This window comes from Lepagella muris, assembly GCF_004793975.1.
Classification (GTDB): Bacteria; Bacteroidota; Bacteroidia; order Bacteroidales; family Muribaculaceae; genus Lepagella; species Lepagella muris.
Window position 1 is genome coordinate 43,746 of the sequence record NZ_SRYB01000002.1, and the last position, 13,627, is coordinate 57,372.

Annotated in this window: 14 protein-coding genes; 6 read left to right on the plus strand and 8 right to left on the minus strand. The window is 47.5% G+C overall.

Features of this window, described 5'->3' with window-relative positions:
- The first annotated feature begins 427 nt into the window (after positions 1-427).
- A complete protein-coding gene (locus E5331_RS01765) occupies positions 428-1,408 on the plus strand; it encodes an ROK family protein (RefSeq protein WP_123482951.1) in 981 nt (326 codons plus the stop codon).
- 104 nt (positions 1,409-1,512) lie between these two features.
- Here E5331_RS01765 and E5331_RS01770 read toward each other — a convergent pair whose 3' ends face one another.
- From E5331_RS01770 to E5331_RS01795, 6 genes are all read right to left on the minus strand, one after another.
- On the minus strand, positions 1,513-2,094 hold the full coding sequence (locus E5331_RS01770) for a Maf-like protein (protein ID WP_123482950.1): 582 nt from the start codon (positions 2,092-2,094) through the stop codon (positions 1,513-1,515).
- 89 nt (positions 2,095-2,183) lie between these two features.
- Positions 2,184-2,708, minus strand: coding sequence for a KdsC family phosphatase (locus E5331_RS01775; protein WP_123482948.1), 525 nt, complete (start codon positions 2,706-2,708; stop codon positions 2,184-2,186).
- Complete coding sequence (locus E5331_RS01780) at positions 2,705-3,448, minus strand: Rossmann-like and DUF2520 domain-containing protein (protein ID WP_123482946.1); 744 nt, start codon at positions 3,446-3,448, stop codon at positions 2,705-2,707. The genes E5331_RS01775 and E5331_RS01780 overlap by 4 nt, the downstream gene beginning before the upstream one ends.
- On the minus strand, positions 3,449-4,462 hold the full coding sequence (locus E5331_RS01785; RefSeq protein WP_123482944.1) for a hypothetical protein: 1,014 nt from the start codon (positions 4,460-4,462) through the stop codon (positions 3,449-3,451).
- Positions 4,463-4,599: 137 nt separating this feature from the next.
- A complete protein-coding gene (locus E5331_RS01790) occupies positions 4,600-4,935 on the minus strand; it encodes a DNA-directed RNA polymerase subunit omega (protein WP_123482942.1) in 336 nt (111 codons plus the stop codon).
- Between the two features lie 43 nt (positions 4,936-4,978).
- A complete protein-coding gene (locus E5331_RS01795; RefSeq protein WP_123482940.1) occupies positions 4,979-5,779 on the minus strand; it encodes an outer membrane protein assembly factor BamD in 801 nt (266 codons plus the stop codon).
- 136 nt (positions 5,780-5,915) lie between these two features.
- Between E5331_RS01795 and E5331_RS01800 the strand changes: the two genes are divergently transcribed.
- The 5 genes from E5331_RS01800 to E5331_RS01820 all read left to right on the plus strand — a co-directional run bounded on the left by E5331_RS01800 (position 5,916) and on the right by E5331_RS01820 (position 10,799).
- Entirely contained in the window at positions 5,916-6,665 is a 750-nt protein-coding gene (locus E5331_RS01800) for a PASTA domain-containing protein (RefSeq protein WP_123482938.1), read from the plus strand.
- Positions 6,665-7,753: an RluA family pseudouridine synthase gene (locus E5331_RS01805; protein WP_123482936.1), complete on the plus strand. Its 1,089-nt coding sequence runs from the start codon at positions 6,665-6,667 to the stop codon at positions 7,751-7,753. Before E5331_RS01800 ends, E5331_RS01805 begins: the two co-directional genes overlap by 1 nt.
- 141 nt (positions 7,754-7,894) lie before the next feature.
- Positions 7,895-9,070, plus strand: a complete 1,176-nt coding sequence (locus E5331_RS01810; RefSeq protein WP_123482935.1) for an acyltransferase — start codon at positions 7,895-7,897, stop codon at positions 9,068-9,070.
- Positions 9,071-9,089: 19 nt separating this feature from the next.
- Positions 9,090-10,349 carry a metallophosphoesterase gene (locus E5331_RS01815; RefSeq protein WP_123482933.1) on the plus strand — a complete coding sequence of 420 codons (1,260 nt, stop codon included), beginning with the start codon at positions 9,090-9,092 and terminating at the stop codon, positions 10,347-10,349.
- A 48-nt stretch (positions 10,350-10,397) separates the two neighbouring features.
- A complete protein-coding gene (locus E5331_RS01820) occupies positions 10,398-10,799 on the plus strand; it encodes a 2-amino-4-hydroxy-6-hydroxymethyldihydropteridine diphosphokinase (protein WP_123482931.1) in 402 nt (133 codons plus the stop codon).
- 109 nt (positions 10,800-10,908) lie between these two features.
- Here the strand turns inward: E5331_RS01820 and E5331_RS01825 are convergent, their stop codons facing one another.
- Together E5331_RS01825 and tgt are read right to left on the minus strand one after the other, a co-directional pair.
- Complete coding sequence (locus E5331_RS01825; protein WP_123482987.1) at positions 10,909-12,069, minus strand: LptF/LptG family permease; 1,161 nt, start codon at positions 12,067-12,069, stop codon at positions 10,909-10,911.
- 111 nt (positions 12,070-12,180) lie between these two features.
- Entirely contained in the window at positions 12,181-13,311 is a 1,131-nt protein-coding gene (gene tgt, locus E5331_RS01830) for a tRNA guanosine(34) transglycosylase Tgt (protein ID WP_123482929.1), read from the minus strand.
- Positions 13,312-13,627 lie beyond the last annotated feature (316 nt).

A 13,627-nucleotide genomic window follows, 5' to 3' on the forward strand; every position in this document is an offset into this window, starting at 1 on the left:
GTGGCATAAGGCATTGCCATCCGATCTGTCGGTCTGACTATAGTCAGATATTTAAGTTTCGCAAGTTTTCCAACTTGCTTCACTTAAATGGTTTAAGGTTTAATGTTTATGGTTTATGATCATTAAATTTTGTATAATGAAAAGATTCGTGGATTCTCGTGAATCTTAAACCTTAAACTATAAACTTTAAACCACTGAAGTGCAGCTTGCGAAACTTCAGTCAGATATTGCAATTATGATGCCATTTTAGCATTGTAAGTTTACACTATATGTAATAATTAACAAAAAATAAGTTATTAAATTGAAAATAATGATGAGATAATGAATAAAAATTATATCTTTGCACCCGAAAAACGTCGGCATACGAATGGGATGCCTGATTTTTTGCAGAAATACTAACTAAAATATATACTTAAAGATTGGTATCATGAGTAAACCTTATGTACTCGGTGTCGATATAGGTGGCACCAACACAGTTTTCGGAATAGTTGACGCGCGTGGACAAGTGATCGCAAGCGATTCAATAAAGACACAGAAGCATACAAATTTCGATGATTATATTGCAGAACTTCATGATGGCGTGATGCGCCTGCTCAATGCACATGATGCTGAGGATAAGATTCACGGAATAGGTATAGGTGCTCCCAACGGCAACTACTATACCGGTGAGATCCAGAACCCACCGAACCTCCCTTGGGGACCCATCGTTCCGTTGGCAGAGAAGGTCAGCAAGGCTTTCGGAGGCGTGCCTGTGGCTGTCACCAATGATGCCAATGCAGCAGCACTCGGCGAGATGACATACGGCGCAGCACGCGGTATGAAGGATTTCATCATGATTACACTCGGCACCGGCGTCGGTTCCGGTATCGTTGTAAACGGTCAGCTCGTGTATGGACATGACGGATTTGCCGGAGAGCTTGGTCATATCACGGTGAAGCGCAACAATGGCAGAATCTGCGGATGTGGCCGCACAGGATGTCTTGAGGCATATTGCAGTGCTACAGGCGTGGCACGCACCGCTCGCGAGTTCCTTGAGATCCGCACTGAGCCATCTATACTCCGTAATCTTCAGATCGAGGATATCACATCAAAAGATGTGTATGATGCAGCGGTAGCAGGCGATAAGCTCGCAAAAGAGATTTTCGACTACACAGGCACAATACTGGGTCAGGCATTCGCTGACATGGTTGCATTCTCCAGCCCGCAGGCGATCATCCTGTTTGGAGGTCTGGCAAAGAGTGGCGAGCTTCTTATGCGTCCTTTGAAAGAATCGTTTGAGAAGTCGTTGTTCCCTATCTACAGAGGCAAGACAAAGATCCTTCTTTCAGAGCTTAAAGAGAGCGATGCGGCAGTGCTTGGTGCATCGGCACTCGGCTGGGAGGCAAAATATCGCTATGAGGGAGTCTGATAACTGATTATTGTCAAAATTCCTGACAGAAAAAACGGTATCTTTCATCTGAAGGATACCGTTTTTTTCTGTCAGGAATTTTTTTACGTAACGGGAGGGAATGATCAGAATTGCTTAAGTTCTTGGAACAGACGGTGTACGGGCAGCCCCATGACGTTGTAGTAGCTTCCGTTTATGCCGGATACCGCCACCGCCCCGATCCATTCCTGTATGCCGTATGCGCCGGCTTTGTCGAAGGGTTGATAGTTGTCGACGTAGAAGCGGATCTCCTCCTCGGAAAGCGGAGCGAAAGTTACGTCTGTCACAGAGGAGAATGATACTGTCCTGTCGGCAGTGGATATGGTCACTCCCGTAGCCACCTGATGGGTTTTGCCGGAAAGACATAGCAGCATCTCCACTGCATCCTCCGGATTTTTAGGTTTTCCCATTATCCTGTCGCCGCATATCACCATTGTGTCGGCTGTGATGACGAGTTCTTTAGGCTGCATCCTCTCAAGATAGACTTTCGCTTTTTTACGTGATATGAATTCCGGCACTTGCAATGGGGAGATGTCGTCGGGGAAACTCTCGTCAATGCCGTTGATTGTGACCACCTTGAAGGGGATGCGCAGCATCTGTAGCAGCTCGCGCCTTCGTGGCGATTTGCTGGCAAGGAATATCTTGTAGCCGTTTAGATTTTCAAGCATGTTGGATTTATGGTTTATAGTTTATGGGTTATGGTTTATAGTTTATGGTTGGAGGGAACGGGGGTATGAATTGAGAAGTAGGATGAACATTACCATCCGAATGCTTCCGCATCCGACATCCATTTCCCTTGCGCTTTCATTGTCTGCTCAATAATGTCTCTGCCACAACCGTAGCCGCCGGAGAATTTTGAAATGTAGGCGGCAGTCTCTTTGGCTTCCCAACATGCGTCGTATGGTGCGCATGGGAGTCCTACGTGGCGCAAGCACTGTAGGTCGGGTATGTCGTCGCCCATAAATGCTACCTCTTCTGGGGATAGATTCTCCTTGCTCAACCATTCTTTCAATATCGGGAGTTTTTTTGAGGCACCGGTGTATATATCCTTTATTCCGAGAGATTCGAAGCGGGTCTGAATGGCAATGCCTTTCCCACCTGTGATTATGGCAATACGGTAGCCTTTCTTTACGGCGAGTTGCAGGGCATATCCATCCTTGATGTTGACCATACGTCGGGGATACCCATCCTCGCCGAGAGGGATAGTGGAGGGGGAGAGAACGCCATCTACGTCAAAGACGAATCCCTTTATCTTGGAAAGATCATAGTTTATGCCGCTCATGATTCTGAATGTTTAATTATTTGGTTTGAAAAAATTCTGTAGAGTTGCTGTAGCTCCTGATCACCTTCGAGCATTTTGATATGCGCATCCATCACGCCGAAATCATTTCTGACAGCCGGACCGGTCTGTGCCTCCTCGGGTGTCATGTTGTCAAGTTTAGATATCGTCTGCCTCAGTAAAGGCAGCATCACTCGGAAATCGATACCGCTCTCAGAAAGAATCTCTTTGGCTATACCCATGAGCCGGTTGGTGAAGTTGCATGCGAACACCGAAGCGAGGTGCAGGCGTTTTCTGTCGGCTGAGTCAGCAGATATGATGTTGTCGGAAATCAGGTGAGCCAGACCTTTAAGTTTCAACTCCGTCGTGGAGTCGTTGCCCTCAATGAAAAAAGGGATCTCGGAATATTGGATTTCCACGCCCTTAGTGAAAGTCTGGAGAGGATAGAACACTCCGAAGGATACGGCAACGTCAGAAAGCGCTGACATAGGTATTGAGCCGGATGTGTGTGCCAATATGGCATCTCGCCCCTTCAGTCGTTGTGCCACTTCGCGAATGGCAGTGTCTTTTACGGATATTATGTCGAAATCGGAGTGCGACGGAAGGTTTTCAAGAGTGCGCGGATTCACGAGAGTCACGTCCGCCTTTTCCGATAAGGCATTGGCGAGGTGTGTGGCTACGTTCCCTCCGCCGATTATCGCCACGACCGGTTTCTCCTTTATATATAATGATGAGTAGTCCATTTATATCTGAATTTGTTTGTCGTTCCATTTCCAGAGAGCTGCGAGTCCCATCGTAAGCCTGAGATTTATCTCCACGCATGGATTAAGATCCCCTTCAACGGTGGAGAACATATCTATGCCGACCGGTCCGTTGTAGTGGGGTGCTATCAATGAATCGATAGCCAGTCTTTGCGATTCAATCACGTCATCGTTCCATTGTGGGGATAATGTGGCAATTCTCTTTTGTAGCTCTCTCTGCGATAAGATCCGGTTCCCGAGGTATCTCCCTTCAGCCGATGTGTCGAACAGCGACAGTCCGATATATTCGGCATGACCATTGCTGCACCACCATTCTGACGCGAAGTCTCCGGTCCTGTTGCGTGCTATCTCAGCCATCACCGATCCTTGTCTCTTGATACATCCGGCAATCCATCGTCTGATTGCATCCGTGGTCATACCGTCGGAATTAATCACTCCTCTTCCAGAACTGCTCCAGGGAGATTTGAAATATGCCTTCCCATTAGCCGTCAGGAAATCGATAGCCTCATCCGTATCGTTAAATTCGGAGGGGATTGAAGGATGAAGGTATGGTAGGGCATCGGCAATGAATCTGTTGAACGGAATTGTGGTGCGTCGGTGAGCCAGATCTCTCAGAACATCAATCTCACTCTCGGATTTCATCAGATTGCGCGGTATGCCATAAGATGAAAGCATCCGTAGCAGGGAATGGTTCCAGCCCCAAGGCATTACCAAGACGTCGGGATGGAGAGCCATGTGTCCCGGAATCATTTCGGGAGTCAGAATCGTCACCTCTTTCCGCAACGCCACATCATGCCCCTCTCTTTTTGCCAGCTCCGCCTCATCGTGATTATCTATCAGAAGAATCGCGTCACCCCTCCTGGCAAACATTGCGGGGAATAATGCCATAGATTTCCGGAACTCTACTATAGCCTTTGGCGGGGAGTATTGCTTCCTCCCGAGGGCAAGGGCGAAATCCGTCTCAGGATTAAAGATATGTATGCAGTTTTCCGGCATGTGTGTATATGTATGAGAAAAGGCTTCTGATGAAGACGAAAGAGTAAACATTAGAAAAAGCCGGAAAATATTCCGGCTTTCATGTTATTGTTTGGGATGAAGATAATGGCTCTTCAATAAGATTGCCTCATGGCGTATCAGTCGTTGAGACGGTCGCGCTCCTTGGTAGGATTTGCGAAATAGAGTTTGTGCTCGATATATTCCTGAGTGGCGATGAGGGTAGGTTTCGGAAGTTTCTCGTAGAATCTTGAGATTTCGATCTGCTCGCGATTTTCCGACACTTCCTCGAGGTTGTCGGTAGAGGCGAATTCCTGAAGTTTCTTCTCGAGCTCCTTTTTCATCTCCACAGCAATCTGGTTGGCACGTTTGCCGATTATGCAAACGGTTTCGTAGACATTACCGGTCTGTTCTGCCATCGCGATCATGTCGCGGGTCACGGTGTTGAGCGGCGCGTTTGTTTTTTTATAATCCATGACGGTGAATTATGATGATGATATACAAAAGTTCGTAATAAAATTATTCCTGCACGTGCTTGCGTGCTATCTCATAGATATTGTCGGCCTCTTTCCTGTTTTTTGAATCAGGATAGTTGTTGGTGAATGAGTAATATTCATCGATGACCTCACGATACCTGTCGGCCTGTTTCTCCGGCACACTAAGCTTAGCCTCCTGATATTTCGATTTGAGGATAAGCATCTCGAAATCCTCTCGGAATTTGGAGTAAGGATAGTTTTTGAGCGCATTCCGCGAGGTGATGATCGCCGACTCATAGTTGTTGCCGAGGAAATTGCCGAGGTTGTAGTAAAGCTGGGCATTCTGTAGCTCTTTAAGAGTCAGTTTATCCTGCATCTCGAAGATTGCATTCTGGGCGATTGACACCCTGTCGCTGTCGGGGAAGAAGTCAAGGAATCCTTGCAGCTCCTCGATTGCCTTTACAGTCTGCGACTGGTCGAGCTGCGGATCGGGGGAGTCAAGGTAGTATCCATATCCGGAATAGAATCGGGCAAGCTCGGTATATTTCCCTTTGGGATACCGGCTGTAGTACGTCTTGAAAAATAATCCGGAATTCAGGTAATCCTTATTCTCATAATACGACATTGCGAGAAGGAACAATGCCTCCTCCCCGTTCGGACCACCACGCAGCGGAGTGTAGATGGTTTCAAGAACGGTAGCCGCCTGAGTGAAATTACGTTTGTCAAAAGCGCGTTTAGCAAAGTCAAACCTGTAGTCTACATCTTTGCTTTTCAGCACTTTATTATATTCTCCACATGATGAGAACATGAGGAGTAGAGGTATGAAATAGAATAATTTACGCATCAAGTTAACGCTTTGGTTAAAGCCTCGGTTAAGCTTTGAGTTGCAAAGTTACTAAAATTATTTTGAATGAAGAAATGCTCAGTTAGAAAAATTTTGACTAACTTTGGGGCTGGAAATTAAAAAACAGGAGCTTTTGATGTTAAAAAAATCAAAAACTGGAAGCGATGGCTTTATAAGCCGTCATCCGGTGCTGGCTAATTTTATAGTGATCGTCCTGGTGGCATTCCTTGGCATCTGGATAGTGTATCTGTGTCTACAGCTGTTTACCAAGCATGGTTCGAGCGACGTGGTTCCGTCGGTCGAGAACATGTCGTATACCCAGGCTGTAATGAAATTGCATGACAATGGATTTCGCGTCGATATCCGTGACTCCATTTATAAGGAGGACATGAAGCCCGGATTTGTGGTAGAGCAGTTCCCTCGTCCCGGCGCACACGTCAAGCCGGGGCGTAAGATATTTCTCTATATAAACGCCGTGCATCCGAAGGAGGTGGTGATCGACGACGACAACAACCCGCGAGAGGATGCCCTCAGAGGATTCTCTTTCCGTCAGGGTATGGCACGTCTGGAGGAATTGGGCTTCAAGAATGTGCGCGTGGTCAAGATCCTTGGCGACAACGATTGCATCGTCAAGATAATTGCCAACGGAAAGGTGGTGAAGAAGAGAGACAAGACTCCGGTCAATGCACGCCTTGTCGTGGAGGTGTATGACGGAAGGCTCGGCTCGCTCCGCGATTCCCTTCAGAATGCGGAGTATCTGCAATATGCCACTGAGGAATTGGCTTCTCAACAGGAAGAGGAGATTCGTGATGAAGAACCGGAACCGCAGCAACGTATTGAGGATGATCCGGAACCGGATGATCCGGAACCAGTATTTGTGCAGTAATGGAAGATGAGATGTGTATAGACGAGGAGATGCTTGATGACGCCGCGTCTGCCGAAGTGGTGGAGGAGCCCTCTTTCGTGACAGAAGACGGTAGGGAGATGTATGAGCATTTCCGTTTCGTGGCTGACAAGGGTCAGCAGATGATTCGTGTCGACAAATTTCTTGTTGACCGCATGGAGAAGACCTCACGCAACCGTATCCAGCAGGCGGCAGATGCCGGGTGTGTCATAGTCAACGGCAAGCCGGTGAAGTCAAGCTATAAGGTGAAGCCTGCCGATGTGGTCAGCATTGTGATGGATCGTCCGCGTTATGAACTGGAGATTATACCTGAGGATATCCCTCTCGATATAGTATATGAGGATGCGGATCTCCTCGTGGTGAACAAGCCGGCAGGTCTTGTGGTGCATCCCGGTCATGGCAACTACAGCGGTACGCTTGTCAACGCCCTGGCATGGCATTTCAAGGATAATCCCGATTATGACGTCAGCGACCCGCGTCTCGGACTCGTCCATAGGATTGACAAGGACACGTCGGGATTGCTCGTGGTGGCTAAGACTCCCGAAGCTAAGACTCATCTCGGCAATCAGTTTTTCCATAAGACCACGCGTCGTGAATACGTAGCGGTGGTGTGGGGCGATTTTGATGAGCCGGAGGGTACTATCGTCGGCAATATAGCCCGCAATCCTCGCAATAAGCTCCAGATGGCAGTGTTTGACGACCCTACCATAGGGAAACATGCCGTGACCCATTACAAGGTGTTGGAACGTTTCGGCTATGTCACCGTTGTGAAATGTGTGCTTGAGACGGGACGCACACATCAGATACGCGTGCACATGCTCAGTAAGGGTCATCCTCTCTTTAATGACGAGAGATATGGCGGCGACCGCATACTGAAGGGTACCACCTTTGCCAAATATCGTCAGTTTGTGGAGAATTGTTTCCAGACGTGCCCCCGGCAGGCACTCCATGCCCGCACACTCGGATTTGTGCATCCGCGCACCGGGGAGGAGATGGATTTTGAGTCGGAGGTGCCAGCCGATATGACCGCCTTGATTGAAAAGTGGAGAGCCTACCGCAAGACTGATTGATAAAAATCGGATAAATTTTGCGTAGCGGGCATTTTTGAATCAAGATTGTTTTTAATTTAGATGGTTTAGCATTAACTTTGCAAAAGAATGCTACTATCTCTTGTGCGGTCATACGTGCGGGAGTCATAAAATTGAAGTAAAATGAGTCAGCAGGATTATAATTTCAGCGATATAGCGCCATACGACGATTCGGAATTTCATGCAAGAATGGAAAATCTTGTAAAGGAACCCGGATTTTTGCATGCGGTCAACTACATAATGCCGTCGGAGGCAGTCCCTCCTCTCATAGAGGATCTTTTGAAAATCAATACTAAGGATGATTTCCAGAAGCAAGTGATGTTTCCTTTTCTGGAGATGCTCGCCAAGAAGACCACTTCCGGCATAACGCTTGGGGGCATAAAGTATCTCAACCCGTCGATGAACTACACGTTTATCACGAATCACCGCGACATTGTGCTCGATGCGTCGTTTCTGAATCTTGCATTCCTGCGAAAGGGGGTGCCGACATCGGAAGTGGCGATTGGCAACAATCTCCTTATATTCGATTGGATCAATGATCTGGTGAGGCTTAACAAGAGCTTCATCGTGAAGCGCAACACCGGATTGCGAGAGGGTCTTGCTGCTGCCAAGAAACTCTCTGCCTATATCCACCACAGCATTCTGGAGAAGAGGGAGTCGGTGTGGATAGCCCAGCGTGAGGGTCGTGCCAAGGACAGCAGTGATCATACTCAGGAATCCCTTGTCAAGATGCTTGCCATTGCCGGAGAAGGGGAGTTTATCGACAGACTGAAGGAGATTAATCTTATGCCGGTGTCGATCTCATACGAGTTTGATCCCAACGATTATCTGAAAGTGAGGGAATTCCTTCAGAAACGCCGTGATCCGGATTTCAAGAAATCGCAGCGTGATGATCTCTTCTCGATGGAGACAGGGTTGCTTCAGTTTAAAGGGAAGGTGCATTTCCAGCTAACTCCAAGAATCAACAGCAAACTTGAGCAGATAGGGGATTTTCATGACAATAACCGTGCCGCCAAGCACGTGTGCAGCCTTATTGACCAGGCTATACACAGGAGTTATGAGATCTTTGAGATAAACTACGTGGCATTTGATCTCCTTCATGATACGGATCGCTTCGCGCGAAAATATACGCCGGAGAAGAAAGAGGAGATAATAAAATATTTCAATAGCCAGCTTGACAAGGTGGATCTTGCCGACGTGACGGACGAGGAGCGTGATTTCATGTGGGAGATGATGCTCACCATGTATTCCAATCCGCTCCGTAACAAGCTGAGATCGCTTCTTGGAGGCATGGAATAAGAATTAAAAATATACCCCTATGAGAATACCGGTATTGGCAGCAGTTGTGCTTTTCGTTTTAAGTTTTCTGATCGACGTCTATATTTATTCCGATGTGCGTACAGCCACCCGCAAGCGTGGTGCACGATTGGCATACATAGTCAGCACATTATTGTGCTGGTCGCTTCTTGTGGTCATAATGTGTATGCCTAAGAGATCGGAGGAATCCGACCTTCTTCCGGTGATGTGGATGCTATATACCTATCTTTCCATTTATATGGGTAAGATAGGCTACGTATTGTGCTCATTGGCGGGTAGGCTTGGGTCGTTGTTTGCAAAGAAAAAAAGTTATCCTTCCTACCGGAGAAAGGCCCCGCGCAGAGGTTCACGTATATGTGGTGTGGTGGTAGGCGGTCTGCTTTTCCTTTCGATGTGGTGGGGAGTGATCTACACCCGCAATCATATAGAGGTGGTTCCTATTGAGGTGTCGTCGGCGCAGATTCCTGAATCATTCAATGGCTACAGGATAGTCCAGATAAGCGACCTGCATGTAGGCACGTGGGGGAATGATACCTCTTTCATTTCGGAACTGGTGGACTCTGTCAACAGTCTGCATCCTGATCTGATAGTCTTCACGGGCGATCTTGTGAACCGTCATACAAAGGAGATGGTTCCGTTTATATCGGAACTGTCGCGCCTGAAAGCTCCCGACGGTGTACTGTCGATTCTCGGCAACCATGACTATGGTGATTACATGAATTGGAAGACACCCGCCGACAGGGAACGCAACAATAAACTCATGGCAATCTATCAGAAAAAGATGGGTTGGGATCTCCTTAACAATACGCGCCGGTTTATTGTCAATGGTGCGGACAGTATCGTGGTGATAGGGGTGGAGAATGTAGGGGATGCCCCCTTCCCGATATACGGGGATCTTGAGAAGGCTCTCCCTTCATCAAAAGATTCCATCTTTCATCAGAACGACAACCGTTTTAAGATTTTGCTGACCCATAATCCGGCACATTGGGAAATGGAGGTGGCAGACAATACAAATATCGGGCTTACGCTTTCAGGACATACTCATGCCATGCAGGTGGAGACGAATCTGTTCGGATGGAGATGGTCTCCGGCACAGTTCCGCTATGAACTATGGGGCGGTTATTTCAATCGTCTCAACAAGCAGGGTCGTCCAGTCGGTCTGTACGTAAATATAGGAGCCGGAGAGGTAGGAATGCCGGCACGTCTTTTCCGTGCATATCCTGAAATCACGCTGATCACGCTACGTCATGCGGATAAATGACGTATGAGGGATTAAGCGCATGACTATAGATTTTGAGAGTCGGATATTATGCATACGCAAGATATTTCAGTAGTATTGAGTCTCGGTTCGAATTGTGGCGACAGGGAAAGATCGGTGGGTGAGGCTATGACGTGGCTCTCCGGCATACTCGGCGACTACATGGAATCGGAGATATATGAGACGTTGCCGGTAGGACATTCCGGAGCCAATTATATGAATGCAGTTGTGTCTGGCAGTTATCCGGGCAGTCTGTCAGATCTGGAGATGGCATGCAAGGAATATGAACGCAGTTGTGGCAGGGATGAAGAGTCACGACGGGAGAAACGGGTGCCGGTCGACGTGGATATCGTCATGGCGGACGGCGAGATATTGCGTTCTCGGGATTATGCCTGCTCATTTTTCCAGCAAGGCTACAGGCAATTGACAGATAATGAAAAAGCAGGTCGGTGAGACCTGCTTTTTCATTATCTGTCAATCTAATCTGTCAAATTGTCATAATTGTCAATTTGTCAAATTGACAGAATTGACAGAATTGACAGAATCGTCAAATTGACAATTGTCAATATTTTGAGGCTCGGTAGTAGAGGTAGATTCCGATAGCCAGATACACGAGGTTTGGGATTTCCATCGCAATGAACGGTGTTGTGAGTCCGGATATGGCGAATGTACTGGTCACGGTAGAGAAGAGTATATAGCTGAAACTCAATCCGAGACCGATGCCGATGTTGACGCCCATTCCACCCTTCACCTTTCGCGAAGATAGCGACATGCCGATCAATGTGAGGATGAAGGCGGCAGCTGTTGAGGCTATACGTTTCTCCTTCTCGATCTCAAACGCCTTTATGTTTGCCACGCCTCTCATCTTCTGCTTCTCTATATATTCGGTAAGCTGCGGAGTGGTAAGGGTTTCCTGGTCATTTACTGAAATCATGAAGTCGCGGGGTTCAAAGGGTATGATTGTGTCGAGTTTCGCCCCCTTTTTGATAGTCTCCTTCATGCCGTCAAAATCACGTGTCATGTAGTCCATCAGAATCCAATGATAGGTTCTTGTGGTGTCATAGCGGGCGGTCATGGCGGTAGTCCTTGATTTCAGTTCCTTTCCATCAAATTTATCAAGTGAGAAACGGTAGCCGGTCTTGTTGCGGTCTTCAAACCTTCCGATAAAAGCCACTACACCGGGCGACACCTGCAGCTGAACGTTGGCATTGCTCTCCACCTTCTTATTCTTCACATATTTGTTGGTATATGCTATTCTCTTGATGTTGGTGGGAGGGATTATGTAATTGCTCAGCGCAAATGTCATCGCAGCAATTATTGCCGCGCCTATCATGTAGGGTCGCAGAAGGCGGCTGAAACTTATTCCGCTTGACAGGATGGCTATTATCTCGGAATTGGCAGCCATTTTCGAAGTGAAGAATATGACTGCGATAAAGACGAAGAGCGGGATCAGCTGGTTAGCGAAATAAGGGATGAACGAGAAGAAATAGTCGAATATTGTCTCGCTCAGCGGTGCGGTGAGGAAGGCATCCAGTTTCTCCGTGATGTCAAACATGGCTATTACCGCCAGGAAGAGCATCGTGGAGAGAAAGAATGTGCCGAGAAACTTCTTGAGTATATATAAGTCGATTATATATAATCGGAAGGGATTGTGCCACCGTCTCTTCTTCTTATCCTTCTTTTTAGCAGCCACGTCAACCACCTCCGCTGCTGTTGTCTCCATCGTAGCAACCGGATTCTCCTCGTTGGCAATGGGATTCTCTTCGTTGGCGGTTGAAATCTCCTCGTCAGATATTTTGTTATCTTTTTTCATTATTGGAATGGTCGGTTAATCTTATAATCTGCGGGTGACGCGTTCCACCATTTCGGTCTTCCAAGATTTGAAATCGCCTGCGATGATATGTCGGCGTGCCTCTTTTACGAGCCAAAGATAGAAAGCGAGATTATGCACCGAAGCAATCTGCATTGCGAGCAGTTCCTGGCTTACAAAGAGATGCCTTACGTATGCCTTGGAATACACCTCGTCTACCCAAGCCGCTCCCCCTTCATCAAGAGGGGAATAATCGTCAGCCCATTTCTTATTGCGCATGTTCATTATGCCGTTGCGGGTGAATAGCATACCGTTTCGTCCATTGCGTGTCGGCATAACGCAGTCCATCATGTCTACTCCACGGTCGATGGCCTCAAGGATATTGGCAGGTGTGCCCACTCCCATCAGATAGCGAGGTTTGTCGGTGGGAAGAATATCGTTGACCACCTCAATCATCTCATACATCTTTTCCGTAGGTTCGCCTACGGCAAGTCCACCGATAGCATTCCCTTCTGCACCGAGGTCGGCGATATGCTTGGCGGCTTCCCGACGTAGTTCAGGATATACGCAACCCTGCACGATTGGGAAATATGCCTGACGATAGCCATACAGCCCCTCCGTCTCCTTGTATCGCTTCCAACCGCGTTCGAGCCAGCGTTGGGTAAGAGCCAGCGATTTCTTTGCATAGTCAAGATCGGCGGTGCCGGGGGTGCATTCATCAAGAGCCATCATTATGTCGGCACCGATCACTCTCTGTATGTCGACCACACCCTCCGGAGTGAAGAGATGTTTTGAGCCGTCGATATGGCTCCTGAACCATGCTCCTTCCTCTTTCAGCTTACGGTTGGACGACAGCGAGAACACTTGGAAACCACCGGAATCGGTTAGGATAGGGCGTTCCCATCCGTTGAATTTATGAAGTCCACCGGCATTCCTAAGAATGTCGAGCCCGGGGCGTAGGTAAAGATGATAAGTATTGCCGAGAATAATCTTGGCATCGATATCGTCACGCAATTCTCTCATGTGGACAGCCTTGACACTTCCTACAGTGCCAACGGGCATGAATATGGGAGTGGGTATCTTACCATGGTCGGTGGTTATCTCGCCGGCGCGGGCGTTGGTATGCGGGGCGGTAGCTTCTATTTTGAAATCCATCGGATGATTATATGATATTAAAAATGAATATGACAAGGAGATGCACTCAATCGGTCGGAATACGATATTCAACTGTCGCGACAACTCCGTATCGTGTAAATCAACTGCAAAGTTACTTCAAACGGAGTTAAAACGCAAATTAATTATGCGCGAAGCGCGCTTCACGCAATGTAACAAGTCACAAGTGATAAGTAACAAGTAACATGTAACAGGTGACATGTTACTTGTGATGTGTAGAAAAACAGAAGCAATATAATCGGTAGTCGCCGATTATATTGCTTCAGCCTTATTACTTGTTACGTATTATTTGTTACAT